The 24,185-nt window shown below is 47.9% G+C and carries 27 protein-coding genes and 2 tRNA genes; 23 read left to right on the top strand and 6 right to left on the bottom strand.

Annotated features, from left to right (window positions below; genetic code table 11):
* Positions 1-20: 20 nt before the first annotated feature.
* A protein-coding gene (locus AC56AD_RS09460; RefSeq protein WP_150085534.1) for an IS3 family transposase occupies positions 21-1,237 on the top strand; the annotation gives its coding sequence in 2 pieces (ribosomal slippage) (positions 21-297 and positions 297-1,237; 1,218 coding nt in all).
* Between the two features lie 163 nt (positions 1,238-1,400).
* Here the strand turns inward: AC56AD_RS09460 and AC56AD_RS09455 are convergent.
* The 4 genes from AC56AD_RS09455 to AC56AD_RS09440 form a co-directional block, all read right to left on the bottom strand.
* On the bottom strand, positions 1,401-2,345 hold the full coding sequence (locus AC56AD_RS09455; RefSeq protein ID WP_012508589.1) for a class I SAM-dependent methyltransferase: 945 nt from the start codon (positions 2,343-2,345) through the stop codon (positions 1,401-1,403).
* Between the two features lie 13 nt (positions 2,346-2,358).
* The gene (locus AC56AD_RS09450) at positions 2,359-2,877 is read right to left on the bottom strand and encodes an HIT family protein (protein ID WP_012508588.1); all 519 of its coding nucleotides are present in this window, start codon (positions 2,875-2,877) and stop codon (positions 2,359-2,361) included.
* A gap of 38 nt (positions 2,878-2,915) precedes the next feature.
* Positions 2,916-3,003: transfer RNA gene (locus tag AC56AD_RS09445), tRNA-Leu, on the bottom strand.
* Positions 3,004-3,014: 11 nt separating this feature from the next.
* Positions 3,015-3,099, bottom strand: a tRNA-Leu gene (locus AC56AD_RS09440).
* Positions 3,100-3,211: 112 nt separating this feature from the next.
* Between AC56AD_RS09440 and AC56AD_RS09435 the strand changes: the two genes are divergently transcribed.
* The 19 genes from AC56AD_RS09435 (at position 3,212) to AC56AD_RS09345 (ending at position 21,311) form a co-directional block, all read left to right on the top strand.
* The gene (locus AC56AD_RS09435; protein ID WP_012508587.1) at positions 3,212-3,805 is read left to right on the top strand and encodes a hypothetical protein; all 594 of its coding nucleotides are present in this window, start codon (positions 3,212-3,214) and stop codon (positions 3,803-3,805) included.
* Positions 3,802-4,851, top strand: coding sequence for a ferrochelatase (locus AC56AD_RS09430; RefSeq protein WP_012508586.1), 1,050 nt, complete (start codon positions 3,802-3,804; stop codon positions 4,849-4,851). Before AC56AD_RS09435 ends, AC56AD_RS09430 begins: the two co-directional genes overlap by 4 nt.
* A gap of 12 nt (positions 4,852-4,863) precedes the next feature.
* Entirely contained in the window at positions 4,864-5,469 is a 606-nt protein-coding gene (locus tag AC56AD_RS09425; protein ID WP_012508585.1) for a tetratricopeptide repeat protein, read from the top strand.
* A gap of 6 nt (positions 5,470-5,475) precedes the next feature.
* On the top strand, positions 5,476-5,727 hold the full coding sequence (locus tag AC56AD_RS09420; RefSeq protein WP_012508584.1) for a hypothetical protein: 252 nt from the start codon (positions 5,476-5,478) through the stop codon (positions 5,725-5,727).
* Between the two features lie 211 nt (positions 5,728-5,938).
* Positions 5,939-6,370 (top strand): NADH-quinone oxidoreductase subunit A, encoded by a 432-nt coding sequence (locus AC56AD_RS09415; protein ID WP_012508583.1) that lies wholly within the window; start codon positions 5,939-5,941, stop codon positions 6,368-6,370.
* Between the two features lie 28 nt (positions 6,371-6,398).
* Positions 6,399-6,968 (top strand): NADH-quinone oxidoreductase subunit B, encoded by a 570-nt coding sequence (locus AC56AD_RS09410; RefSeq protein ID WP_012508582.1) that lies wholly within the window; start codon positions 6,399-6,401, stop codon positions 6,966-6,968.
* Positions 6,969-6,993: 25 nt separating this feature from the next.
* The gene (locus AC56AD_RS09405) at positions 6,994-7,512 is read left to right on the top strand and encodes an NADH-quinone oxidoreductase subunit C (RefSeq protein WP_012508581.1); all 519 of its coding nucleotides are present in this window, start codon (positions 6,994-6,996) and stop codon (positions 7,510-7,512) included.
* A 31-nt stretch (positions 7,513-7,543) separates the two neighbouring features.
* Positions 7,544-8,746, top strand: coding sequence for an NADH-quinone oxidoreductase subunit D (locus AC56AD_RS09400; RefSeq protein WP_012508580.1), 1,203 nt, complete (start codon positions 7,544-7,546; stop codon positions 8,744-8,746).
* The gene (nuoH, locus tag AC56AD_RS09395; protein WP_012508579.1) at positions 8,743-9,861 is read left to right on the top strand and encodes an NADH-quinone oxidoreductase subunit NuoH; all 1,119 of its coding nucleotides are present in this window, start codon (positions 8,743-8,745) and stop codon (positions 9,859-9,861) included. The genes AC56AD_RS09400 and nuoH overlap by 4 nt, the downstream gene beginning before the upstream one ends.
* A 45-nt stretch (positions 9,862-9,906) precedes the next feature.
* Positions 9,907-10,551 (top strand): 4Fe-4S dicluster domain-containing protein, encoded by a 645-nt coding sequence (locus tag AC56AD_RS09390; protein WP_012508578.1) that lies wholly within the window; start codon positions 9,907-9,909, stop codon positions 10,549-10,551.
* Between the two features lie 4 nt (positions 10,552-10,555).
* The gene (locus tag AC56AD_RS09385; protein WP_012508577.1) at positions 10,556-11,068 is read left to right on the top strand and encodes an NADH-quinone oxidoreductase subunit J family protein; all 513 of its coding nucleotides are present in this window, start codon (positions 10,556-10,558) and stop codon (positions 11,066-11,068) included.
* Positions 11,069-11,091: 23 nt separating this feature from the next.
* Entirely contained in the window at positions 11,092-11,409 is a 318-nt protein-coding gene (nuoK, locus tag AC56AD_RS09380; protein ID WP_012508576.1) for an NADH-quinone oxidoreductase subunit NuoK, read from the top strand.
* Between the two features lie 55 nt (positions 11,410-11,464).
* The gene (gene nuoL, locus AC56AD_RS09375) at positions 11,465-13,741 is read left to right on the top strand and encodes an NADH-quinone oxidoreductase subunit L (RefSeq protein WP_012508575.1); all 2,277 of its coding nucleotides are present in this window, start codon (positions 11,465-11,467) and stop codon (positions 13,739-13,741) included.
* Between the two features lie 41 nt (positions 13,742-13,782).
* Positions 13,783-15,417, top strand: a complete 1,635-nt coding sequence (locus AC56AD_RS09370; protein ID WP_012508574.1) for a complex I subunit 4 family protein — start codon at positions 13,783-13,785, stop codon at positions 15,415-15,417.
* Positions 15,418-15,460: 43 nt separating this feature from the next.
* Entirely contained in the window at positions 15,461-17,002 is a 1,542-nt protein-coding gene (locus AC56AD_RS09365; RefSeq protein WP_012508573.1) for an NADH-quinone oxidoreductase subunit N, read from the top strand.
* A gap of 204 nt (positions 17,003-17,206) precedes the next feature.
* On the top strand, positions 17,207-18,295 hold the full coding sequence (locus tag AC56AD_RS09360) for a hydrogenase small subunit (RefSeq protein WP_012508572.1): 1,089 nt from the start codon (positions 17,207-17,209) through the stop codon (positions 18,293-18,295).
* Between the two features lie 15 nt (positions 18,296-18,310).
* On the top strand, positions 18,311-20,029 hold the full coding sequence (locus AC56AD_RS09355) for a nickel-dependent hydrogenase large subunit (protein WP_012508571.1): 1,719 nt from the start codon (positions 18,311-18,313) through the stop codon (positions 20,027-20,029).
* A 13-nt stretch (positions 20,030-20,042) separates the two neighbouring features.
* Positions 20,043-20,726, top strand: a complete 684-nt coding sequence (gene cybH, locus AC56AD_RS09350; protein WP_012508570.1) for a Ni/Fe-hydrogenase, b-type cytochrome subunit — start codon at positions 20,043-20,045, stop codon at positions 20,724-20,726.
* A 108-nt stretch (positions 20,727-20,834) separates the two neighbouring features.
* Complete coding sequence (locus AC56AD_RS09345; protein WP_041526812.1) at positions 20,835-21,311, top strand: HyaD/HybD family hydrogenase maturation endopeptidase; 477 nt, start codon at positions 20,835-20,837, stop codon at positions 21,309-21,311.
* Between the two features lie 70 nt (positions 21,312-21,381).
* Here the strand turns inward: AC56AD_RS09345 and folE are convergent, their stop codons facing one another.
* Together folE and AC56AD_RS09335 are read right to left on the bottom strand one after the other, a co-directional pair.
* Positions 21,382-22,053, bottom strand: coding sequence for a GTP cyclohydrolase I FolE (gene folE, locus AC56AD_RS09340; protein ID WP_041526504.1), 672 nt, complete (start codon positions 22,051-22,053; stop codon positions 21,382-21,384).
* The gene (locus AC56AD_RS09335) at positions 22,013-22,462 is read right to left on the bottom strand and encodes a 6-carboxytetrahydropterin synthase (RefSeq protein WP_012508567.1); all 450 of its coding nucleotides are present in this window, start codon (positions 22,460-22,462) and stop codon (positions 22,013-22,015) included. Before AC56AD_RS09335 ends, folE begins: the two co-directional genes overlap by 41 nt.
* 212 nt (positions 22,463-22,674) lie before the next feature.
* Between AC56AD_RS09335 and AC56AD_RS09330 the strand changes: the two genes are divergently transcribed.
* The 3 genes from AC56AD_RS09330 to AC56AD_RS09320 all read left to right on the top strand — a co-directional run bounded on the left by AC56AD_RS09330 (position 22,675) and on the right by AC56AD_RS09320 (position 24,181).
* A complete protein-coding gene (locus tag AC56AD_RS09330) occupies positions 22,675-23,130 on the top strand; it encodes an OsmC family protein (RefSeq protein WP_012508565.1) in 456 nt (151 codons plus the stop codon).
* 50 nt (positions 23,131-23,180) lie between these two features.
* Positions 23,181-23,489 (top strand): thioredoxin, encoded by a 309-nt coding sequence (trxA, locus tag AC56AD_RS09325; protein WP_012508564.1) that lies wholly within the window; start codon positions 23,181-23,183, stop codon positions 23,487-23,489.
* Positions 23,490-23,725: 236 nt separating this feature from the next.
* The gene (locus AC56AD_RS09320) at positions 23,726-24,181 is read left to right on the top strand and encodes a hypothetical protein (RefSeq protein ID WP_012508563.1); all 456 of its coding nucleotides are present in this window, start codon (positions 23,726-23,728) and stop codon (positions 24,179-24,181) included.
* Positions 24,182-24,185 lie beyond the last annotated feature (4 nt).

The following is a 24,185-nucleotide window of genomic DNA, read 5'->3' as shown; positions in this document are numbered from 1 at the left end:
GCCCCAAAAAGGAGCAGGTAATGACAAAAAGGACACGAAAAAATTTCAGCAGTGACTTTAAGGCCAAGGTGGCACTTGAGGCTATTCAAGGGGTCAAGACGCTGAATGAAATCGGTCAGGAATTTGGAGTACACCCCGTTCAGGTCGGTAAGTGGAAGAAAGAGTTGCAGGAACAGGCATCAAGCTTGTTTGAAGCCAAACGGGGTCCAAAACCAGTTGAACCGGCTGCAGATCCTGAAAAGCTTTATACGGAAATCGGGCGGTTAAAGGTCGAGCTGGATTGGCTTAAAAAAAAGTCCGGACTGTCCCTATGAGTGTGCGCAGATGGTGGGTCAGCGACAAAGAGCCATTGCCGGTGGCAAAGCAATGCGTCCTTGTGTCCGTTAATCGTTCGACGATATATTTGCCGTCTATCGTGTTGTTTCCTGATGCAGAAGACTTGCAGTTGCTTGAACTGATTGACAAGGAGTACACCAAGCATCCATTTTATGGTAGTCGTAAAATCATGCACTATCTTCGTAGCGAGGGTTACCAGATCAACCGGAAACGGGTTCAGCGGCTTATGCGAAGGTTGGGTCTGGCCGGTATGGCACCGGGCCCCAACACCAGCAAACCGCATCCGGAGCACAAGATCTACCCCTATCTCTTGCGGGGAGTTGATGTCACAAAACCCAACCAAGTCTGGTCGACTGACATCACCTATATTCGCCTTCCAAAGGGCTTTATGTATCTGGTGGCAGTCATCGACTGGTATTCCCGGAAAGTACTCTCCTGGCGATTATCGAACTCGATGGAAAGCACCTTTTGCGTTGACTGTCTGCAAGAAGCGTTACGAAAATACGGGACACCCGATATCTTCAACACCGATCAAGGCGCCCAGTTTACGAGTGCCGCCTTTGTCGGAGCGCTCACGGAGCACCCATCCATCAGTATTAGCATGGATGGACGTGGCCGAGCACTGGACAACATCTTTGTCGAACGACTCTGGAGGAGTGTCAAATATGAGGATATATATCTCAAAGGTTACTCCACCGCAGCAGAATTACAGTGCGGATTAAAGGAATATTTTGTATTGTTCAACGTTGAAAGGCAGCATCAGTCGTTGGGCTACAGTACGCCAGATAAGGTTTACCGGACAGCCGTTGGAGGTGGTGCAAGAATAGTTGACAAGTATAACAAGAACAAGCAGACAGAAGAGTTAAAGGTAAAAGAGGGGCAGCGCCTTTCCGCTGCATGAACAGGTCAGGTTACCAACTTAAACTCAGCCACTTTTTGTCCACCGGTTGGGGTCCACTTCAATATCTCGTTTTATATTTCGTCAATTCTCGCATATTGAAAAAGGGTACGCTGTGGCCTGCCCCTACAATCGTGCCAATATGGAATTGACACTGGCCGTTCGTTTATGGCTGTGATTTTCTGACGAAATAAATCAGACTTGATGCTTTCACTGGCAGCAGCGCTCCGATACCTGCTGCTGCAACTCCTTTTAGCAGTGCGTTTCCCCATTGCGGAGCATGAAACCCTTTTTTCGCTCTCTTGCAGCGAAGTTTTTCGCTGTACAAGGTGTTGTAGAGTGAGTCGGGGAGGTAGGGTTGGCGATTGACAACCCGCAGGTTATGCTGTTCCAGCAGCTTTTCAAGGGTTTCGGGTACAAAGTGGTAGAGATGCCGTGGTGCGTCCCAGGCTATCCAGTTTTCCTTGTACTGTTTTGCATCATAACTTTCCGGGTTGGGCAGGGCAATAATCAGCACTCCCTCCTTTGCAAGCTGTTTAGCGGCATAATCAAGGGTGTCGTGGATGGTGTGAATATGCTCCAGGGTGTGCCACAATACAATGCGATCAAACACTCTCTCTTTGTCTGTTGCATCGCTCAGTGAAGGGGAGATATTCAGTCTGAAGCGCTCCCTTGCGTATGCCGCAGCCTCGCTGTCGGGTTCCACTCCGGCAAGGTTATGGAGTGGAATCCTTTTTCGTCGGTGAAAATAGTTCAGGAGATCTCCGGTTGAACAGCCGATTTCAAGTACGCGAACTTGCCGCAGGGGTGTCCGGCACTCTCTCAGGATGAGTGAGGCTCGGTAACCAAGAAGGAGTGATCGTGCGGCGAGGTATGCTCTATCTCTGAAGGAGGGGTTGTTTTGTGCCAGCAGGTGAGGGTCATAGTGTTCAGAGTGATAATGCCGGGCTATTTCGGAGCTGTCAGGACGGGGGTTGAGCATAATCAGCCCTGAGGCAGATGATCGCAGAAGCTGCCATCGCTCTTTTCCGGTAGAGTCGAAACGGTCGGGCACCTGAAGGCAGGGTGTGAAGTTGGTAGAGCCGCTTATCGGGCAGGGAACGGTTTCCATTCCATGCAGGAGGCTATTGTTCTTCTGCCTGGGTAAGGTCAGTGAAGGCTTTTTTCAGGCTCTTATAGGTGGAGCGCATATCATTGCTGAGAACTTTTGCGTCGGCGAGGACGGGCATGAAATTGGTGTCACCTTCCCAGCGTGGAACAATGTGGAAATGGATATGGTTATCGATGCTTCCTCCGGCGATACTTCCAAGATTAACACCGACATTGAACCCTTGGGGCCGAACGGTAAGTTTCAAAGCCCTGATGGAGAGATCGGTCAACTCCATGAGCTCAAGTTTTGTCTCCTTGTCAAGCTCTAACAGGTCGGGGGTCTGCTGATAGGGAATCACCATGAGATGCCCGCAGTTGTAGGGGTAGAGGTTCATGATGATGAAGCATTTTTTTGCCCTGTAAAGAACAAAGCGCTTTTCATCTTCCTCCGGGGGAATATCGGCAAAAACCGATTTACCATCTTCAGCAGCAGGCTTGTCATCCTTGAAAGACTGCATGTAAACTTCACGCCATGGTGAATACATTCTGTTCATGGAGAAGTGTCCCGCTAAATTGCTTGGGTTGCTGATATTGGTACCAAAGATGGGAATCGAACCCACACGAGTTATTCACTCACTGGATTTTGAGTCCAGCGCGTCTACCAGTTCCGCCACTTTGGCCTGTTTCTGAGTGGTGCGAGAGAAGGGAATCGAACCCTCACGCCTCACGGCACTAGTTCCTAAGACTAGCGTGTATACCAATTTCACCACTCTCGCATTACAGGATAAGAATATACGTGGTTTTTTTTCTAAAAAAAACTATATTTCGGGATACTTTTGCGGCGTATGACGCTAAAATTTTCATTTCGGTTTATACGTTTTTGAGCCTATGCCGTTTAACCTACACCGTTTTGCAAACGTTATCTCCTGGGTTATCAGTCCGATAGTTGTTGCGCCTGCAGTCTATATCGCGGTTGTTCTGCTTGGATATGGTCATGACGTGAAAAGTCTTTCGTACCTGATGGTGCTCTTTTTTTCAAGTACGGTTGCTCCAGTCCTTCTTATTTCCGGCCTGAAAAAGGTGGGGAAGATTTCTGATTATAATATTCCTTACAGGGAGCAGCGCTTTCTGCCATTGCTGGTGCTGATTGCGGTCAATGCCCTTGGTTATGAGTTTATGAAACAACTGCATCCTCCGAGGATTCTTACGGGTATTTTGTTGTTTAATGCGGTCAATACGGTCTTTATCCTGCTCATTACCCTGCAATGGAAGATCAGTATTCATCTCTTCACCCTCTCCTCATCTGTTGGGCTGCTTTTTATGCAGTTTGGCGCTGTTGCCTTGTGGTTGTTGCTTCTTGTGCCGATACTGATGTGGTCGAGAATTTTTCTGAAAGCCCATAACTTAATGCAAACCCTTGTGGGGGCTATCGTTGGTTTTGTTCTCATGGTTGCTGAGTTACAGTGGTGGACAGGATTGTGAAAAAGAAGCGATATGCCGTTGTGGTCACTACATACGGAGAGGTTGAAAAGGTTACTGTAAGGAACCTCTGGCCGAGTTCACGGAAAATTCTTAAGGTTGTTACTCGCCAGATTGTTAAAATACCGACAGCAATGATCTACTTTATTGCTGATTTTCGTTCAACAAGGCATTATATCAACTGGAAGCTCAATCGTTATTGCTCTTCGCTCCTTGCCATCAATCGTGCCCAGACAAAAATAGTTGCGGCGGCTATTTCTGAAAGCGGGAGCCCTTTGCTTGCAAAGGCTTCTATTACCGTAGTCGATGCCTATTATTTTGTTCCCCCCTATCTCGATGTGATGCTTCCGCAGTTGCGTCATGATTATGACGGTATTGTTGTTGTGCCTATGATCCCTGTGGAATCGGCGTTTTCCTGCGGTGTGGCATGTCAGATGGTTATCGACCTTTATGGTGATACGTCCTTCAGCAAGGTAAAAGTGATGAGCAAACTGTGGCAAAAGGATCGCCTTCACCGTATTTATATTGAGTACCTTTTCAGCCAGCTTTCCGCTCCTGTGCGTCTTTGTAAAGGTGGGAAAATCGGTCTTGTTTTGGTTATTCATGGCACGCTGGTGAAGAATCGTGCAGGAAATCCTCCGAAACTTTTTACCGGTCTTGAGGAGACTATTGCATTTTTTGAGGTGATGAAACGCAAGATCATGGCAGATCCTGAAAATATTTTTCACGATGTGCGTCAGGGTTGCATGAATCATTCGACAGGAGGGGAGTGGACTTCTGATACGATTGAAAAGGCGCTGCTGGAGTTCAAGCGTGAGGGTTATGATGGAGTGGTTATGTTTCCCTATGGCTTTTTTGCCGATAATAGTGAAACCGAGTATGATGCCTGCAAGGAGCTTGAACAGGCCGGATTTCCTGTATTCCAGTATGTCCGCTGTATTAATGATTCCCCGGCATTTGGACGCTGGCTTGCCGATGAGGTGCTCGATGAACTTCAGGCTCTCTTCAATCTGCAGTCAGCTTTTGAGAGTGTTGCATGTAAACCGTAAAATTTAGAGCCATTGAACGCTGTACTTGACAAAGAGAGAGAGCAACTGGAGCTGGCACTTCGGGAGGAGCCCGGGAATACCGCTCACCAATATGCTCTGGCGTTACTCTATATTGACCTTCAGCGCAACACGGAGGCAATTGAGCTGCTCGACCGCTGCATTAAGGTCAGGCCTCGTGACCCGGAGGCCCTCTATGCACGTGCGGTCACCAATATTTCGATGGGTGTTTATCGAAAAGCGGCCTGTGATCTGCTGAAAACCATTGTGCTCGACAGGGGCTGTATACCGGCATACAAACATCTTGGTTTTGTACAGTTTACGCTTGGCAAGGAAGAGGCGGCTTTGAAGACGCTGAAGAGAGCGCTGGAGATTGACCCTGACTATGTTGAAATTTATTGCGTTTTGGGCGATGCCTATCTTGATCTTGGTGAGTATGACAAGGCAAAGGAGGCTTTTGAAAAAGCGCTTGATCTTGAACCTGAAAATGCTGAAGCACACAGCAAGAGCGCCATGTATTATTTGGCGAGAGGGGATATGAAAGGGCTGAAAAGGGAGTATGAATTATTAAAAACGCTCGATGCAGCATTGGCTGAGCAGATCGGAAGCCTCTTTTTTTAAAATACTATGAAACTCTTTCCTGATTTTGAGACCAAGAAGCGGTTTATGAAAACCGGCCTGCCGATTATTCTTGGAATTGCCTGGTCACCGATTATCTGGATGGTGGTTATTGCCACACTTGGGCAGGGAGTGTTTGCGCTTACTGGCTCATGGCTTGTCACGCAAGTGGTTGTCCTTGTGATTGTTTTTCTTGTGGTGTATGTACTTTTAAGGGTATTTATGCAAATTGGCAATAAATTTTACGGCGAAGGGCATTGATTGCCTGAAAGAATAATTATTTATTGAAAATACTGTATTTTTTGAATGAATGCACATGGTTTGAGAATAAATACTCGAGTGTGCAGCATGAAGCCTCTTTTTTTCTGTGATCAAAGGATTTTTTTTTTATATTTGCGCACCTGCACTGAAGTTATATGCAGAATCAAAATGTGTTGCTTTTTAGACCGGGATTAACTCAAAATGGCCTTGTATGGATCAGACCCTGAGTAATTTTGGCAATGTCTTTGCCTTCCTCGCCCTCGGAGTTGTCTTTGTAGCCGGTGGTTATCTGACAGCTCGAATGCTGCGCCCAAGCAGACCGAATCCAGCCAAAAACTCAACCTATGAGTGTGGCGAAGAGGCTGTAGGCAGTGCCTGGGTAAAGTTCAATATCCGGTTTTATGTTGTAGCTCTTATCTTCATCATTTTTGATGTTGAGGTTGTGTTTCTTTACCCTTGGGCGACCGTGTTCAAGCAACTTGGCGAATTTGCGCTGATTGAGGCTCTTGTTTTTGCCGGTATCCTTGTGCTTGGTCTTGCTTATGCCTGGGTAAAGGGGGATCTGGATTGGGTAAGGCCTACTCCAAATATTCCGAAAATGCCTGAAATGCCGTCAGGAAAGTCAGGCGCTCTCAGGGGTTAACTCCTATTCACCATATTTTTTAGATGTTATGGGTTTACTTGATGCCGGGATAACACAGCACAATGTGCTGATAACATCGGTTGACAATGTTTTGAACTGGGCTCGGCTCTCTTCGCTCTGGCCTATGGGTTTTGGTCTCGCATGTTGTGCTATCGAGATGATGGCGACCAATGCCTCCAATTACGATTTGGAGCGTTTTGGTATTTTCCCTCGTTCCTCTCCCCGTCAGTCCGATCTGATGATTGTTGCCGGTACCGTAACCATGAAGATGGCGGAACGGGTTATTCGTCTCTACGAGCAGATGCCTGAACCTCGTTATGTGTTATCGATGGGAAGCTGTTCCAACTGCGGCGGTCCGTACTGGGAGCATGGCTATCATGTGCTTAAGGGGGTTGATCGTGTTATTCCTGTTGATGTTTTTGTACCAGGATGTCCTCCAAGACCTGAGTCACTTATTGGTGGTTTGATGAAGGTTCAGGAGCTTATCCGGATGGAGCAGATTGGTCTTTCAAGGGCGGACGCACTGAAGAAGCTGGCTGAAAAAAGTGTTGATCCCCAGTTTGTTATTGAGCGGGAGCGTAAGGCTGCCGGAGCATAATTAAATAAACAGGCATACTGTCAAGATGGAAGAAGGTAAGGTTGTTTCGCGGTCGGCAGCAGAGAGTGCAGCGGCTTATGCGATTATCCAGGAACGATTTGGTTCTGCAGTGTCGGCTTTCGATGCCAATGAGACCATGCCGTTTTTTGAGGTTCTCAACACAGATCTCTGGGTTGATATCGCCCTCTTCATGCGTGATCATGCAAAGCTCAAGTTTAATTACATGGCCTGCCTGAGTGGTGTGGATTATCAGGCCGAGGAGAAAGTAGGTATTGTCTGCAATCTTGAATCTCTTGGCTTATTCAATCATAAGCTGGCTGTCAAGGTGAAGTGTGCCCGTGATGGTGGATTCATACCGAGTGTTGCCTGTGTCTGGCATACAGCCAACTGGCATGAAAGGGAGGCTTATGATATGTTCGGCATGGTTTTTACCGGCCATCCCGATCCGAGAAGAATTCTTTGTCCCGAGGACTGGGAAGGTTTTCCGCTCCGCAAGGATTATAAGGTGCAGGAGAGCTATCACGGAATAAAGGTACCCTACTAACAGTGGTTTAAATAGTAAAAGCAGCTCAAGTATGCAGGAATTAGATATAGCCGGAGTGGGTTCGGTCAGGGTTACCCGAAAAAACGACAATGTCGTTGTGATTGAAAAAGATCTTGCTACAGAGCAGATGATCCTTGCCATGGGCCCGCAGCATCCTTCAACCCATGGTGTTCTCAAGCTGGAGTGTCTTACCGATGGTGAGGTGATTACCGAGGCGGAGCCCTATCTTGGTTACCTCCACCGCTGTTTTGAAAAGTCTTGTGAGCATGTTGACTATCCGGCTATTGTGCCTTATACCGACCGCCTCGACTATCTGGCCAGCATGAACAGTGAGCAGGCTTACGCTATGGCCGTTGAGAAGCTTCTTGATATTGAGATCCCCCGCCGAGTCGAATTTATCCGTGTTATTGTTGCCGAGCTGAACCGGATAGCTTCACACCTTGTTGCTATCGGTACTTATGGAATTGATCTTGGCGCATTTACGCCTTTCCTTTTCTGTTTTCGTGATCGTGAAATTATTCTTGGTCTCCTTGAATGGGCATCAGGAGCCCGAATGCTCTATAATTATATATGGATCGGTGGTCTCGCCTATGATGTGCCTTCTGATTTTTTCAAGAGGGTCGGGGAGTTCGTCACTTATTTCAGGCCTAAAGCGGTAGAGCTTTGCAACCTGCTTACCGAGAACGAGATTTTTGTCAAACGAACCAGAGGGATCGGTATCATGCCAGCGGACGTTGCTATCAACTATGGCTGGTCGGGTCCCATGCTTCGCGGTTCAGGTGTCAAGTGGGATTTACGGAGAAACGACCCTTATTCGGTCTATCCGGAGCTTGACTTTTCTGTTCCGGTGCCCGATGGCAAGGTTTCTGTGGTTGGTGACTGCCTTTCGCGCCATCTGGTGCGTGCCTATGAGATGGACGAGAGCCTTAAAATTATTGAGCAATGTATCGACAAGATGCCAACTGCTGAGGGTTTCAATCCGAGATCGGCCATTCCTAAACGGATCCGTCCTAAAGCAGGCGAAGTGTATGCCCGCGCAGAGAATCCCCGTGGCGAGCTTGGTTTTTACATTATGAGTGATGGAAAATCGACAAAACCTCTTCGTTGCAAGGCGCGTTCATCCTGCTTTGTCAACCTTTCAGCAATGAAGGACCTTTCAAAAGGCCAATTGATACCCGATCTTGTTGCTATTATTGGCAGTATCGATATCGTTCTTGGGGAGGTTGATAGATGAGTTCAACGGCTTTATCGCAATTTAGCATGCCTTTTCTTATGGGTAACAGTCTCAATTCCTGGTCGGAAGCTCTTGCCGGGTTCTATCTTTTTGGCTTGCCACTTGGGTTAGTTATTCTCGCAGCCATTCCCCTTGTCTTTATTGCACTCTACTCGCTGACTTACGGTGTCTATGGTGAACGGAAGATTTCAGCGTTCATGCAGGATCGCCTTGGTCCTATGGAGGTTGGCAAATGGGGTATTCTGCAGACGATTGCCGATATTCTGAAACTTCTGCAGAAAGAGGATATCGTTCCTGCATCAGCCGACAAGTTCCTTTTTGTTATTGGCCCTGGTGTACTTTTTGTTGGCTCTTTCCTTGCTTTTGCTGTTCTTCCTTTCAGTTCCGCCTTTATCGGGGCAAGCCTGAATGTCGGGTTGTTTTTTGCAATCGGCATTGTGGCAATTGAAGTTGTTGGTATTCTTGCTGCCGGTTGGGGTTCCAACAACAAGTGGTCGCTTTATGGAGCGGTCCGCAGCGTTGCCCAGATTGTGAGTTATGAAATTCCTGCAGCAATTGCGCTTCTTTGTGGTGCGATGATGGCTGGTACACTTGATATGCAGCAGATTACCGTTTTGCAGTCGGGCACCTGGGGATTTGCACACTTTTTCCTCTTTCAGTCGCCGATTGCCTGGCTTCCATTCCTCATCTATTTTATCGCTTCGCTTGCTGAAGTGAACCGTGCTCCATTTGATATTCCGGAAGCAGAATCGGAACTGGTTGCGGGTTACTTTACTGAATACACTGGCATGAAGTTCGCCGTTATTTTTCTTGCTGAATATGGCAGCATGTTCATGGTTTCAGCCATTATCTCCATTGTCTTTCTTGGTGGATGGAATTCTCCTCTGCCTAACCTCGGAGCAATTGCCCTTAACGACTGGACAAACGGGCCTGTTTGGGGTGCATTCTGGATTATATCGAAAGGGTTCTTCTTTATTTTCGTGCAGATGTGGCTTCGCTGGACTCTTCCCCGTTTGAGGGTTGACCAGTTGATGTACCTCTGCTGGAAAGTATTGACGCCGTTTGCCTTTATCAGTTTTGTGCTGACCGCAATATGGGAAGTGTATGTCCCTTAAGAGAGTTCAACAGTCAATGACCGGGAATGTAATGACGTATAGATTATGAGTGAGTATTTCGGGAATATAAAAACCGGAGCAGTTACGATTGCTGCCGGCATGGGAATCACCCTGAAGCATTTTTTCAATGCCATCCATCGCAAAGGTGATGCTGGTCTTGATGATGTAGATTATTTCCGTCAGGTTGACGGTCTCTGCACCCTGCAGTATCCGAGGGAGGTGATCCCCACACCAAAGCATGGTCGCTACCGTCTTTATAATAAAATTGAAGATTGTATCGGTTGCGGTCAGTGTGTCAGGGCATGTCCGATTTCCTGTATTACTATGGAGACTATCAAAGTTGCTCCGGATGATATGGCGCTTTGTGGAAAAACCTCCGATGGACAGCAGAAAAAGTTCTGGATTCCTGTTTTTGATATCGATGTGGCAAAGTGCATGACCTGCGGTATTTGCACAACAGTCTGTCCGACCGAATGTCTTGTGCATACTCCGGTAAGTGATTTTTCTGAGTTTGACCGAAGCAATTTTATCTATCATTTCGGAAACCTTTCCCATCTTGAGGCTGAGGCCAAACGTCGCAAGCTTGCTGAAATCCAGGCCAAGGCGCAGGCGGAAAAGGAGAAGAAGGCAGCGGAGGCCCTTAAGGCAAGCAAGGGCGGAGAATCAGGCGAACCAATTAATGTGCTCTAACACTATGAGTAACCCAACCTATACGGTCATCTTTTATCTCTTTGCGGCCATAACGCTCTTTTCAGCCGCCTTTGTCGTCTTTACGCGGAATGTTATCTATTCTGCTTTTTCGCTGCTCTTCACTTTTTTTGGTGTGGCTGCTCTCTATGTTTTTTTGAGTGCTGATTTCATTGCAGTTACCCAGGTTGTTGTTTATGTGGGTGGTATTCTTGTTCTGCTGCTTTTCGGTGTGATGTTTACCAACAGCATCATGCATGTCGGTCAGAAAAGTGAGGTGCTTCATATCATTCCCGGTACGCTTTTGCTTGCCGCCATTGTTGGAGGCTTGCTCTATACTTTTTATACCACGCATGGATGGATGCCCTCCGAAACCATGCTTCAGGGCAGTATTGTGGAGCGGATTGGATTTGAAACCATGTCACGCTATGTTCTTCCGTTTGAAATGGTCTCGATTCTGCTGCTTGCAGCACTTATCGGGGCAGCATTTCTCGCGCGTTTCGACAAGCCTGGTAAATAACGAATTAATAAGTCTATTACAGTATGGAACAGTTGACGACTATTGGACTCAATCATTACCTGACAATATCGGCCTTTCTGCTGGGTTTCGGCCTTTTTGCCGTCATGACCCGGAGAAATGCCATCGTTGTCCTGATGGGTGTTGAGCTTATTCTTAATGCGGCCAACATCAATTTTCTGGCATTCTCAAAATATAACGGTGGGATGGAAGGAGTGATGTTTGCTCTCTTTATTATTGTTATCGCCGCCGCTGAAGCTGCCATTGCTCTCGCTATCGTGATCAATATTTACAAGATATTCAAGAGCGTCGATGTTTCAAGTATTGATTCAATGAAAGAGTAACAGGGCGTTACAGCTCCAAAAGTATTAATTTTTTTTCGGTGTAAACTAAAGGAACATGCACAGTTTAATTCAGTTATCAATAGTCGTACTGCTGCTGCCGCTGCTCTCGTTTGTCATTCTTATCTTTTTTAATCGTCGTCTTCCCAGAAACGGTGATTTTCTTGGAGTTGGAATACTTGGCACAGCATTTGGCATCTCTGCCTATATCTTCTGGTCGGTCATTGTGCAGGCCTACGATCCGGCATTCAGGATTGCCTGGGATTTTACCTGGATTGATTTGGGCAATGTACCGGGGGTAGGCCCGCTGCAGATCAAGATGGGCGTTGTTATCGACAACCTCACGGCCATTATGCTCACAATGGTAACGCTTATCAGCCTGCTTGTTCACCTGTATTCAACCGGATATATGGCCGGGGACAAGAATTATGGAAGGTATTTTGCCTATCTGGGGATCTTTACCTTCTCCATGCTTGGCATCGTACTCTCTGATAATCTGTTCGCTATCTATATTTTCTGGGAACTCGTCGGTCTCTCTTCCTATCTTCTTATCGGATTCTTCTTTGAAAAGGATAGTGCGGCTGATGCACAGAAAAAGGCATTTCTTGCCAACCGTGTCGGCGACATCGGTATGTGGCTTGGTATTCTGATTCTCTATTCCCAGTTCCACACCTTCAGCTTCGAGCAGATCTATGCCAATCTTGCAGCAGGAAAGTTTGCTCTCTCCAATGCTTGGTTAACGGCTGCGGGTATCCTTCTCTTTATGGGCTGCGTAGGCAAGTCGGCTCAGTTCCCGCTTCATGTATGGCTTCCTGATGCCATGGAGGGCCCGACACCGGTATCGGCCCTGATCCATGCGGCTACTATGGTTGCCGCAGGCGTTTACTTTGTTGCCCGCATCTTTGTGATGCTGACACCTGACGCACTGCATGTTATCGCCTTTATCGGTGCCATGACAGCCTTCATGGCAGCAACCATAGCAATTACCCAGCATGACATCAAAAGGGTTCTTGCCTATTCGACGGTCTCGCAGCTTGGATACATGGTTCTTGGTCTTGGTGTTGGCGCCTACTCGGCATCACTCTTTCACCTTGTTACGCACGCATTTTTTAAAGCCTGTCTTTTTCTTGGTTCAGGCGCCATTATCCATGCCATGCACCATGAACAGGACATGCGCTGGATGGGCGGTCTTCGCAAACAGATGCCATGGACCTTTGCAACCTTTACCCTTGCAACGCTTGCCCTTGCCGGTTTGCCTCTTACCAGCGGTTTTCTGAGCAAAGATGCTATTCTTGCAGGCGCTCTCGGTTTTGCTGAGGTAGAGGGTGGCGGTATTTATTATCTCATTCCTGCTCTTGGATTCTTTTCTGCCATGCTTACCGCTTTCTATATGGGGCGTCAGATATGGCTTGTCTTCTTCGGTGAAAGTCGCACGCACCTGAAACCAGCCGACAATCATCATCAGGCTCATCATGCACATGCCAGTCATGATGCGCATACCGACGATCATCATGCTGCTCATGGAGTACATGAGGTTTCATGGAACATGCGGGCGCCACTTGTTGTTCTGGCGACACTTTCCGTATTTTTTGTCTATTCCCCGGATCCCCTTGATGGCGCAAAAGGGTGGTTTATGAAGATGATTCCGACCCCGGCAACGGTTGTGGGTGCCGCCAATCCACAGATAGGTGCCCATCCTGCAGGTACGGTTGCACCGCATCTTGCGGGAGTTGTTCCGGCTGCTGAAGTCGCTCTTCCTGAACATGGAGCTGCTCATGGTGTTGCCGAACATGGTGTTGCTTCAGTTGGACATGGCGGACAAGTCTACTCGGATCCGCGCCAGGCAGAAATCGTTCATGCCGGACATGCTGCGCACTACACCGCAATCTATATTTCCACCCTGATGGTTGCGCTCGGTATTGGCATGGCATTTGTTGTTTACGTCTTCAGGATTATTGATCCTGATAAAACAGCCCAATCCATCAGGCCACTTTACCTCTTTTCGCTTAACAAGTGGTACTGGGATGAGATCTATGATGCTACGGTTATCAAGGGGTCAATGGTTATTGCTAAAATGCTCTCCTGGTTCGACACCAATGTTGTTGATGGAATAGTCAATGGCGTTGCTTTTCTGGTCAGAAAATTCGCTTTCCTTAATGACGGATTTGACAGAAACGTGGTTGATGGCCTCGTGAATTTTACAGCTTTCACCGTCAATACAACGGGCGCTGTATTGAGAAAGTTTCAGACCGGCAAGGTGCAAACCTATGTTGTGATGTTGCTTCTTGTGCTTGCTGGTTACTTTGTTTTTTATTTTACACGACTGATCTACTAAGATAGATTTACTTTTAATCTGAAAACTTACAGACACGGAACATGCTGAGTTTAATTGTTTTTCTGCCTATTATTGCCGGTCTGGTAATACTTGCTGTGCCTTCATCGCAAAAGCAGATAATCAGAATTGTTTCATTGCTTGCGGCTCTTGCCCAGGGAGTGCTGGCGGTTCTGATCTGGAGAGGTTATGATCCTGCGCTACCCGGAATAACCGCTGGGCCAGGGGGAAGTCCGCTGGGCTCATTCCAGTTTGTTGAGAGGGTTCCGTGGATCAGTCTCAATCTTGGTGGTTTTGGTTCACTGAACATTGAGTATTTCCTTGGTATTGATGGAATATCGGTCACCATGGTGATTCTGACTGCCCTTGTCTCGGCAATTGGTATTCTTTCAAGCTGGACCATACAGAAACAGGTGAAGGGCTATTTTATCCTCTACAACCTGCTCGCCTCGGCTATGATGGGCTGTTTTGTAGCGCTTGACTTCTTCCTCTTTTACGTTTTCTGGGAGGTTATGCTTCTTCCGATGTACTTCCTTATTGGCATCTGGGGTGGTCCTAACCGTGAATATGCAGCGATCAAGTTTTTCCTCTATACGCTTTTTGGTTCGGTGTTCATGCTTCTTGTCATGATCGGACTCTATTTCAGTGTCATCGATCCGCTGACCGGAAACCATACCTTCAGCCTTGTTGCCATGGCAAGCCAGGAAAATTATATCAAGGATGCCATTCTCGGCCCCGATAATGTTGTGTGGCGTTATGTCGCCTTTATTGTTCTCTTTATCGGTTTTGCTATCAAGGTGCCTATGTTTCCATTCCATACATGGCTTCCTGATGCTCACGTTGAAGCGCCGACACCTATTTCGGTTATCCTTGCCGGTGTGCTTCTGAAGCTTGGTACCTATGGCATGATTCGTATCAACTTTCCGCTGTTTCCCGAGGTCTTTCAGGCCTCGATGTATGTCATAGGAATATTTGGTGCCATCAACATTATCTACGGCGCTTTCTGTGCACTGGCACAGAAGGATCTTAAAAAAATGGTTGCCTACTCTTCGATCAGTCACATGGGTTACGTGCTGCTCGGTCTTTCTGCCGGAAACAGCGAAGGTATGGTTGGTGCGCTTTATCAGATGTTTAATCATGGCACCATTACCGCCATGCTCTTCCTTCTGGTCGGTGTTATCTATGACCGGGCGCATACTCGCCAGATCGAAAAATTCGGCGGACTCGCTTCATACATGCCGGTCTATGCGGCCATTGTTACGGTTGCCTGGTTTGCCTCTCTTGGTCTTCCTGGTCTGAGTGGTTTTATCTCTGAAGCGTTGGTCTTTGTTGGCGCTTTCAGTTCTGAAACAACAAGGCCTATCGCCATTGTCTCGGTGCTCGGCATTGTTTTCGGTGCAGCTTACCTGCTCTGGTCTCTGCAAAGGATGTTCCTTGGCAAGAGAAGGGATGATGCGGCTTATGATCTTGAAGTTGGTGAAGATGGTCATGAGCATATCCATTTTCATGACTGGAAGGGAAAGCTTGATCTTGACGGACGTGAGCTTGCCATGCTTGTCCCGCTCGTTGTGATTACTATTTTCCTTGGTATCTATCCGATGCCTGTGCTCGGTATGCTGACGACGAGCATTAACAAGTTGGTTCAAGTGCTTTCACCCGTGGTGATGTCACAGATGTGATTTAATGGAATTGACTGAGGTTAAAGAATAAACGAAGAGAATTATGTTCGAGCTGCCATCAGGTGCTGAAATTCAAGGTATAATTGCGAGTCTGAAAGCAAGCGTTGGATTTTTTATACCTGAAATTTATCTGTCCGTGCTTTTTATGCTCTTGATCCTGGTTGATCTCGTTGCAAAAGGGCGCAAAAACAATCTGCTCTCCATAACAACCCTTCTCGGGCTTGCGGGCAGCGTCGTCTTCATTTACCAGCAGGATAGCCTGCCAGCGGGAGAGCTTTTTTTCGGGATGTATGTCCTTGATGAGTTTGCTCTCTTTTTTAAATACTTTTCCGTCTTCTCGGGTATGCTTGCCGTTATCGTTACGATGGCTGACGAGCAGTTCGAGCGGGAGGTGAAAAGTATGGGTGAGTATTATGCGCTCATCGTAGCTATGGTAATCGGTATGATCATGATGGCCTCTTCTGCTGATCTGCTGATGATCTTCCTTTCGATGGAGCTGGTGAGTTTCACCGCATACATTCTTACCGGCTATTTCAAACGCGACGCCCGTTCATCGGAAGCTGCCCTGAAATATCTTGTGTATGGCGCAGTCTCATCAGGCCTCATGGTCTACGGTTTTTCACTCATCTACGGTCTTACTGCCCAGACTAATCTCATCAAGATCAGCGCCGAGCTCGCCACACATGGCTACGATCCGCTCCTGATGATTCTGGCTACGCTCCTGATTCTGGCTGGATTTGGCTATAAGATTGGTGCCGTACCGTTCCATTTCTGGACGCCCGACGTCTATGAAGGAGCCCCGACTCCCATTACCGCTTATCTTTCCGTTGCCTCAAAGGCAGCAGGGTTTGCCCTGCTTATGCGCTTTTTCTATGTCGCTGTGCCCCATGGTGGTCTTCCCTACGAAGATATTCTCGGTTTCGACTGGCTCTCGCTGCTCCTGATCCTCTCTGTTGCATCAATGATTTATGGCAACGTCGTGGCTCTCTGGCAGAAAAATGTCAAACGCTTGCTCGCATACTCTTCCATTGCTCATGCGGGTTATCTGCTCCTCGGTGTCATTCTTATAAACAAGATTGGTACCCAGGCGACCCTTGTCTATCTGCTCTCTTATTTCCTCATGAATTTCGGAGCATTCTATGTCGTGATTCTTATCTCGAACAAAACCGGCAGTGAAAACCTTGACGATTATCGTGGCCTTGGCAAAAGAATGCCGCTTGCAGGCGCTGCATTGACCGTCTTTTTGATCTCTCTTGTCGGCCTTCCCCCGACGGTGGGCTTTTATGGCAAGTTTATGATCTTCCTTGCACTGCTCGACAAAGGTTCCCTCTACATCTGGATTGCCCTTATCGGTATCATGACCAGTGTGATATCGCTCTACTACTACATGCTGATTCCTCTCAACATGTTCCTTCGTGAATCAAAACAGCCTGACGACAGGAATATGAACCCCGGGATGACCGCTCAAATTTTGATGGCCTTCCTGATGTTTCTGACCATCTTTTTCGGTCTCTTTTTCACACCGCTCTCTGATTTTGCCATGCATTCATCCTCCATGTTTGGCATTACCTTTCCAGTGAAGTGAGCAGAGCCTGAGTCAATGCTTTAGACCCCGTTTTTCGCAAGGATGAACGGGGTTTTTTTATGGGAGTTCCGAGAACAATTGTTACCTTTTGGATAATGAGTTTTTATGATGATCATTTCGGAAATGAAAGGATAAATCCCTTAATTCTCTTATTTTCTTAAGAAATAGTTCCAGATAAACTGATATTATTAAATGGAGGTAGTGATGCAAAGTAATCAGACCTTTGCCGATGTATTCAGAGCGAGGGGGGTAAGCCGCAGAGACTTTCTGAAGTTCTGCTCCCTTACATCAGTCTATCTTGGTCTTTCACCGTCTCTGCTGCCCACTATTGTCGAGGCAATGGAGAAGAAACCAAGGACTCCGGTAATCTGGCTTCACGGCCTTGAATGCACCTGCTGTTCCGAGTCTTTTATCCGATCATCCCACCCCTCTATTGAAGACATACTCTTCAACATGATCTCCCTTGATTATGATGATGTTCTCAGCGCTGCTGCAGGTCATCAGCTTGAGGATCAGCGCCGCAGGATCATGAAAGAGTACAAGGGAAAATACATCCTCGCTGTTGAAGGAAACGCCTCCACAAAAGATGATGGCGTTTATTGCATGGTAGGCGGCGATTCTTTTCTGAATACTCTGAAAGAGACTGCCGCCGATGCAGCAGCAATCGTTGCGTGGGGTGCCTGTGCTTCATTTGGTTGTGTGCAGAATGCTGATCCCAACCCAACAGGAGCCGCTCCGGTTTCCGATATCATCAAAGACAAGCCCATTATCAAGGTACCAGGCTGTCCACCGATATCAGAGGTGATGACCGGTGTTATTACCCATTTCCATACCTTTGGCACCTTACCTGAACTTGACCGTTTTGGTCGTCCAAAAGCTTTTTATAACACGAGGATTCACGATAAATGCTATCGGCGTGCTTTTTTTGATGCAGGCATGTTTGTTTCAAGCTTTGATGATGAAGCGACAAGAAAAGGGTGGTGCCTCTACAAGATGGGTTGCAAAGGTCCAACCACCTATAATTCCTGTTCCAAGATACAGTGGAACGGGGGCACAAGCTTTCCGATCGGTTCCGGTCACCCTTGTATTGGCTGCTCTGAGCCGAATTTCTGGGACAGAGGTCCATTCTACCAGAGACTTGCCGATGTCCCGTTCCTTGGCACTGACAGCAATGCCGACAAAATTGGTATTATTGCCGTTGGTGCCGCCGCTGCGGGCGCTGCCGCACATGCTGCAGTGACCGCTGTAAAGAAGGCAAAATCAGAGAAGCATGATCATCAAGATAAAGCTTAACCCAGGGAGTAGCTCATGGCCAAAAAAATAGTAGTTGATCCGATTCCTCGTATTGAGGGACATTTGAGAATAGAGGCGACGCTGAACGACAGCAATATGATTGAGGAGGCCTACTCCAGCGGCACGATGTGGCGGGGGATTGAGGTGATTCTTAAAGGACGCGACCCGAGGGATGCATGGGCTTTTGCCGAACGTATCTGCGGTGTCTGTACGACCGTACACGCCCTTGCATCGGTTCGTTGCGTTGAGGATGCACTTGGTATCGCGGTTCCGACCAATGCCCGTATCATCAGGAATCTGATGAATGCAACACAGGTGACCCAGGATCACCTGGTGCACTTTTACCACCTTCACGCTCTTGACTGGGTCGATGTTGTCAGCGCTCTCAAGGCCGATCCGAAACAGGCCTCCGTTATAGCACAGAGCATCTCTCCATGGCCGAAATCATCACCAGGCTACTTCAAGGAGTTGCAGCAGCGCCTTGTCGGCTTTGTTGAAAGTGGTCAGCTTGGCATTTTCTCAAACGGTTACTGGGGCCATCCGGCCTACAAGCTTCCACCGGAAGTGAACCTTATTGCTGTGGCGCACTATCTTGAGGCGCTTGATTTCCAGAAAGAGATTGTCAAGATCCATACCATTTTTGGAGGCAAGAATCCTCATCCAAACTATCTGGTGGGTGGTATGGCCTGTGCCATTGATCCCAACAGTGATACGGCTATCAATATCGAGCGGTTGTCGATGATCAAGAAAATCATTGACGAAACCCAGACTTTTATCGACCAGGTCTATATTCCCGATTTGCTTGCCATTGCAGGATACTACAAGGATTCATTGTATGGCGGAGGCCTTGGCAACTATCTCAGTTATGGCGATTTTCCCGAGACAACGCTTGAAGATTTCAAGACGCTGCTCTGGCCGAGGGGAGCGATTCTCAACAAGGATCTCACGACCGTTATTGATGTCGATCCAAGGGATGCGTCACAGGTAACCGAAGAGGTGAGCCACAGTTGGTATACCTACACAAAGGGAGATGCAAAGGGTCTGCATCCCTGGCAGGGAGAGACCACCCCGAAATATACCGGCCCAAAACCACCTTTCGAGCATCTCGATACCGACAAAAAGTACAGTTGGCTCAAGACCCCGCGCTGGAAAAATCATCCGATGGAGGTGGGCCCTCTTGCTCGCGTGCTGATTGCCTATGCCAAGGGCGACCCCATGATCAAGGAGACGGTCGGGCTGGTGCTTTCAACACTTGGTGTTGGCCCTGAAGCGCTCTTTTCGACGCTGGGCCGAACTGCGGCCAGAGGCATTGAATGCAAGCAGACGGCAGGCTTCATGCGCCATTACTACGATCAACTGGTTGCCAATATCAAAACCGGTGATCTCCGTACCTTTAACAGTGAGCGGTGGGACCCCTCAACCTGGCCTGAAGAGTGCAAGGGATTCGGTTACACTGAAGCGCCCCGTGGTTCGCTTGGTCACTGGATTCACATCAAAGATCAGAAGATCAAGGAGTACCAGATTGTTGTTCCCTCCACCTGGAATGCCTCTCCGCGTGATGCCAATGGTAATTCAGGAGCTTATGAGTCAGCATTGAAAGGTACGCCGATGGTCAATCCGGAACAACCGCTTGAGATTCTCAGAACGGTGCACTCATTCGATCCGTGTCTTGCCTGTGCCTCGCATCTCTTTGACATGAACGGCAAGGAGATTACATCGGTTACAATCGTCTAAACGGAGCTGTGTCATGGGGAGAATAATAGAAGAAATCTACGTCTGGAGGCTGCCTGTCAGGTTTTATCACTGGATCAATGCCCTGTGTATGGTGGTTCTTTTTGTAACGGGAATGTATATCGCCGCCCCTTTGCTGAGCCCTCCGCTCGGTGAAGCGGTCTGGTATAAGGGCATGGGCTGGTGGCGTTATATGCATTTCGTTTTTGCCTTTATTTTTATCGCCAACTTTCTTTTCCGCCTCTATTGGGCGCTCTTTGGTGGTGATAAATATGCCCGCTTTGGCGGTTTCAGGCCATGGTCGCCCTCCTGGTGGGGCAAGCCCTTCAGGGAGCAGGTTGAGTCCTATCTCTTTCTGCGCACGGATGAGCCGAACTACGTAGGTCATAACCCCGTTGCAGCTCTGGCTCACTTTGTCTTCATTTTCTGCGGCTCGACCTTCATGATTCTTTCGGGCTTGGCAATGTATGGTGAAAACAATCCGGGAGGGTTCAACGAAACCTTGTTTGGCTGGATGATTCCCCTTTTCGGCGGTAGCTACACCCTTCATTTCATACACCATCTTGGGGCATGGATGTTGCCGATTTATGTCATCATGCACCTTTATGCGGTTATCCGTCACGATGTGGTCGATCGTACCAGCGTTACCTCTTCAATCATTACCGGTTTCAAGCACAAGGTTGAAGAAGAACCTGTTTGAGTGGAAAGTATTGCGTTATCTGTTTTTGTTCTGTCTAAAGCCCATTGCAGAGGTTTAACCTTCCCGCAGTGGGCTTTTTGTTATCATGCTCAACCAATCAATTTTGCTGTGAAGTACAATCGTATCAATATTATCGGCCTTGGCAACGTGCTCCATGGCGATGAGGGTTTCGGAGTTGCAGCTCTCAACCGTTTTCGTGAATCATCGGATTTTCCTGAACGGGTGAACTGTATCGATGGCGGAACCCAGGGAATCTACCTGCTCGACTACATCGAGTCGTGCGATGCCGTCATTGTTTTTGACGCACTCATTCCCCTCGACTATGAGCGCCGGGTCTATGTCTATCGCAATGATGAACTACCCGCTTTTATTCATCGCAAAATGTCCTCGCATCAGATGGGATTCAGCGAATTGCTCGGACTGGCCCGGCTGCGCGGCAAAATGCCCCATGAGCTTGTGCTGATTGGCGTTCCTCCCAAAGAGCTTGAACTCTCCATGGAATTAAGTCCTGAAGTTGCTCTCCTGCTGCCTGAAGCGGTAGAGGCGGGGCGGGAAATTGTAGAAGGATGGTTGGCGGAGGAGTAGCCTGAACATTCTGTTCTCATCGTCCCGGAGGTTTGATTCCGGGAGCGATGGGGGAAGAGAGAAGGGAGAGCTACGGCTTGATCAGACGCAGAAACTCACTTCTGGTAGACTGTGAAGTAATGAATTGACCCGACATGGCAGAGGTTGTGGTGACAGAATTGATTTTTTCAACGCCACGCATCACCATGCAGAGATGCTTTGCCTCAATGACAACCGCCACACCTTTCGGGTTCAGCACATTCTGAATGGCATCCCGGATCTGCTGGGTAAGCCGTTCCTGTACCTGGAGTCGGCGAGCAAAGACTTCAACCACCCGGGCAAGCTTTGAAAGCCCCACAATTTTACCGTCTGGAATATAGGCAACATGCGCCTTGCCGAAAAAGGGGAGCATATGGTGTTCGCACATTGAAAAGAGGTCGATATCCCGCACCAGCACCATTTCATCATAGGCCTCGGTAAAAACCGCCTTTTTCAAAAGCTCTTCAGGATCCTCACGATACCCTTTGGTCAGAAAGCGAAGCGATTTCGCAACCCGTTCAGGTGTTTTCAGCAACCCTTCCCGTTGAGGGTCCTCTCCGATTCCTTCAAGCATGGCAGAGACCGCACTGGAGATCCCGTTGATAATCATGGGGTCGTTTTGTACATGTTCCGCCATGCAGTCGTCATCATCGTAGCAGCTCCTCCTGCCTGAAGGAAGGGGGTTACTCTCCGAGATAGCGGACGGCATTTTTTCCTGTTTCATAGATAGTCACTTCATGGAGCGAAAGCTCCCGGTTATTGATGTTGTGCAGTCGTTTTTCAAGAATATCCCATATCAGCACCGCGAGCACTTCGGTAGTAGGAACGCACTCCTGCAGTTCCGGTACGTCATGGTTCAGGTGTTTGTGGTCGAACCGGGCAATGATCTCCTCCTCAAGGATTATTTTAAGCTCTTTCAAATCGAAGAGAAAACCCGTCTCCTGGTTTGCAATGCCCGAAATGGTCACGTCAAGCAGATAATTGTGCCCGTGGCCGAATGTATTGCTGCATTTTCCATAAAGCTCAAGGTTCTCCTGCTCCGTAAAGAGCGGATTGAAAAGACGGTGAGCGGCATTAAACTCGATTTTCCGTGAAACGTAGACCTTCCTTGGCTTCCTTAAAAGATCATTCATAGATTGGTCAGATAATTTACCGCTCTGCCGAGGCGCTTCAGCCTCATTTCGGGGGGAGCGTAAGTTACTTTTTTCTGATTATTTTCCTTTTTGTTCTGCTCTAACCGGGGCCGCTCTCTATAAGTTTCATGTTTCGAAAGCATTAGTGGCACTGCTGCCACTCAAAGGCAGAACAAGCTCGTTATTCGGCTAATTTTATTCTCTAAACAGATATGCATGTAACTGTCACGTTCAATGAAAAAATGCCGCTCTCCGGCATAGATGGCAAAGGCCATCAAACCCTTTTTGACACCTCTCCCGAGTTTTCAGGCACCGGCTCTGCAGCTTCACCAATGGATACCGTCCTTGAAGCGCTTGGCGCCTGCTCCATGATGGATATCATCAGCATTCTGAAAAAGATGAGAAGAGAGCCGCTCCTCCTCAAGGCAGAGGTAACGGCTCAAAGGGCTGAAGAGCACCCCAAGGTTTTTACCGCAATCCAGATACTCTACACCCTTGAAAGTCCAGGTTGCACCCCTGCCGAATGTGAAAAAGCCGTGCGCCTTTCGATGGAGAAGTACTGCAGCGTTGCCGCCATGCTGAGAGCGTCGGGGTGCAACATAACCTGGTCAGCGGAGCTTGTGCAGGGAGAACGGAAAGAAGAGGAATCAGGGTTGGTAAAGGAGTGATAAAATCTTTACGTTCTTGACCGCGGTATCATCAATCAAAAAATTTCATTATGGCACAGTCACTCCATGATCTCATTCAGTCAAGTCCTCTTCCCGTCTTTGTCGATTTCTGGGCAGAGTGGTGCGGACCCTGCAGAAGCGTTGCTCCAGTGGTCAAACAGCTTGCCGCAGAATTCAAAGGCAGGCTTACGGTGGTGAAGGTGAACGTCGATAAACAGCCCGAAGCAGCATCCCGATACCAGGTACAGAGCATTCCTGCGCTCATGCTCTTTCACCGGGGAGAGCTGAAATGGCGAACTGCCGGAGCCCTTTCCTATCCGCAACTGAAAGCCGAGGTGACGAAGGCGCTCGGTATTTAATCTAAAAGTGTGACGTGCATGATAAGTGCGAATTTGGCCGCTGGCACTGCATTGAAATTTCTAGCGACCTCCGCAACATCAGGTTGCAGTTGCTCAATAAAATTCAAAAAATAAACTTATAGGTTGATTTTTATGAAGTTGGTTCGTATTATTACCGACAGGGTTACCGGGGAAGGTTTGTACGCAATCCGGTTTGCCGCAAGTCAGCCTGACGAGTTTGAGCGGCTTTTTGACCTTTGGATTCGGGTTATCTTTACCGCTTTTTTCAGGATCACAGGAGTGAAGTACAAAGTGGCATATACAAAGGAATATCTGTTGAACAAGCGGTTAAAGCTACTCGTCATGAGGCGAAACTTCTGCAGCAAACCATGTTTTCGCTTGCGAAGAACGGCATTTCAGGTCGCCAGCAAGTGTTGCAGAATATCTTTCAGCCGCTCAACAACAATGAGTATACCCTGAAACCTCTGCAGAAAAGCAAGGCACGGGGCAACAGGGAAAAACGATGGTTGCGAATTTATGCAATACGCTTTGCGGCAAACTGTTTTGTTATCACCGGTGGCGCTATAAAAGTAACACTGAACATGGAGGCTCCATATTTGCAGGAAGAGCTGCAGAAACTTGAAAAAGTCAGGCAATTCCTTGTTGACCATGATTTACGAGACCAAACTGATTTTGAATATCTGGAGATATGAACCG

The sequence above is a fragment of the Pelodictyon clathratiforme genome (assembly GCF_982375515.1).
This window is presented reverse-complemented; position numbering and strand designations above follow the sequence as displayed.

Bases quoted from the DNA above. Each gene is read 5' to 3' on its own strand.
- AC56AD_RS09455 (WP_012508589.1), bottom strand. From the start codon at position 2,345: ATGGAAACCGTTCCCTGCCCGATAAGCGGCTCTACCAACTTCACACCC.
- AC56AD_RS09450 (WP_012508588.1), bottom strand. From the start codon at position 2,877: ATGAACAGAATGTATTCACCATGGCGTGAAGTTTACATGCAGTCTTTC.
- AC56AD_RS09435 (WP_012508587.1), top strand. From the start codon at position 3,212: ATGCCGTTTAACCTACACCGTTTTGCAAACGTTATCTCCTGGGTTATC.
- AC56AD_RS09420 (WP_012508584.1), top strand. From the start codon at position 5,476: ATGAAACTCTTTCCTGATTTTGAGACCAAGAAGCGGTTTATGAAAACC.
- AC56AD_RS09415 (WP_012508583.1), top strand. From the start codon at position 5,939: ATGGATCAGACCCTGAGTAATTTTGGCAATGTCTTTGCCTTCCTCGCC.
- AC56AD_RS09410 (WP_012508582.1), top strand. From the start codon at position 6,399: ATGGGTTTACTTGATGCCGGGATAACACAGCACAATGTGCTGATAACA.
- AC56AD_RS09405 (WP_012508581.1), top strand. From the start codon at position 6,994: ATGGAAGAAGGTAAGGTTGTTTCGCGGTCGGCAGCAGAGAGTGCAGCG.
- AC56AD_RS09400 (WP_012508580.1), top strand. From the start codon at position 7,544: ATGCAGGAATTAGATATAGCCGGAGTGGGTTCGGTCAGGGTTACCCGA.
- nuoH (WP_012508579.1), top strand. From the start codon at position 8,743: ATGAGTTCAACGGCTTTATCGCAATTTAGCATGCCTTTTCTTATGGGT.
- AC56AD_RS09390 (WP_012508578.1), top strand. From the start codon at position 9,907: ATGAGTGAGTATTTCGGGAATATAAAAACCGGAGCAGTTACGATTGCT.
- AC56AD_RS09385 (WP_012508577.1), top strand. From the start codon at position 10,556: ATGAGTAACCCAACCTATACGGTCATCTTTTATCTCTTTGCGGCCATA.
- nuoK (WP_012508576.1), top strand. From the start codon at position 11,092: ATGGAACAGTTGACGACTATTGGACTCAATCATTACCTGACAATATCG.
- nuoL (WP_012508575.1), top strand. From the start codon at position 11,465: ATGCACAGTTTAATTCAGTTATCAATAGTCGTACTGCTGCTGCCGCTG.
- AC56AD_RS09370 (WP_012508574.1), top strand. From the start codon at position 13,783: ATGCTGAGTTTAATTGTTTTTCTGCCTATTATTGCCGGTCTGGTAATA.
- AC56AD_RS09365 (WP_012508573.1), top strand. From the start codon at position 15,461: ATGTTCGAGCTGCCATCAGGTGCTGAAATTCAAGGTATAATTGCGAGT.
- AC56AD_RS09360 (WP_012508572.1), top strand. From the start codon at position 17,207: ATGCAAAGTAATCAGACCTTTGCCGATGTATTCAGAGCGAGGGGGGTA.
- AC56AD_RS09355 (WP_012508571.1), top strand. From the start codon at position 18,311: ATGGCCAAAAAAATAGTAGTTGATCCGATTCCTCGTATTGAGGGACAT.
- cybH (WP_012508570.1), top strand. From the start codon at position 20,043: ATGGGGAGAATAATAGAAGAAATCTACGTCTGGAGGCTGCCTGTCAGG.
- folE (WP_041526504.1), bottom strand. From the start codon at position 22,053: ATGAAACAGGAAAAAATGCCGTCCGCTATCTCGGAGAGTAACCCCCTT.
- AC56AD_RS09335 (WP_012508567.1), bottom strand. From the start codon at position 22,462: ATGAATGATCTTTTAAGGAAGCCAAGGAAGGTCTACGTTTCACGGAAA.
- AC56AD_RS09330 (WP_012508565.1), top strand. From the start codon at position 22,675: ATGCATGTAACTGTCACGTTCAATGAAAAAATGCCGCTCTCCGGCATA.
- trxA (WP_012508564.1), top strand. From the start codon at position 23,181: ATGGCACAGTCACTCCATGATCTCATTCAGTCAAGTCCTCTTCCCGTC.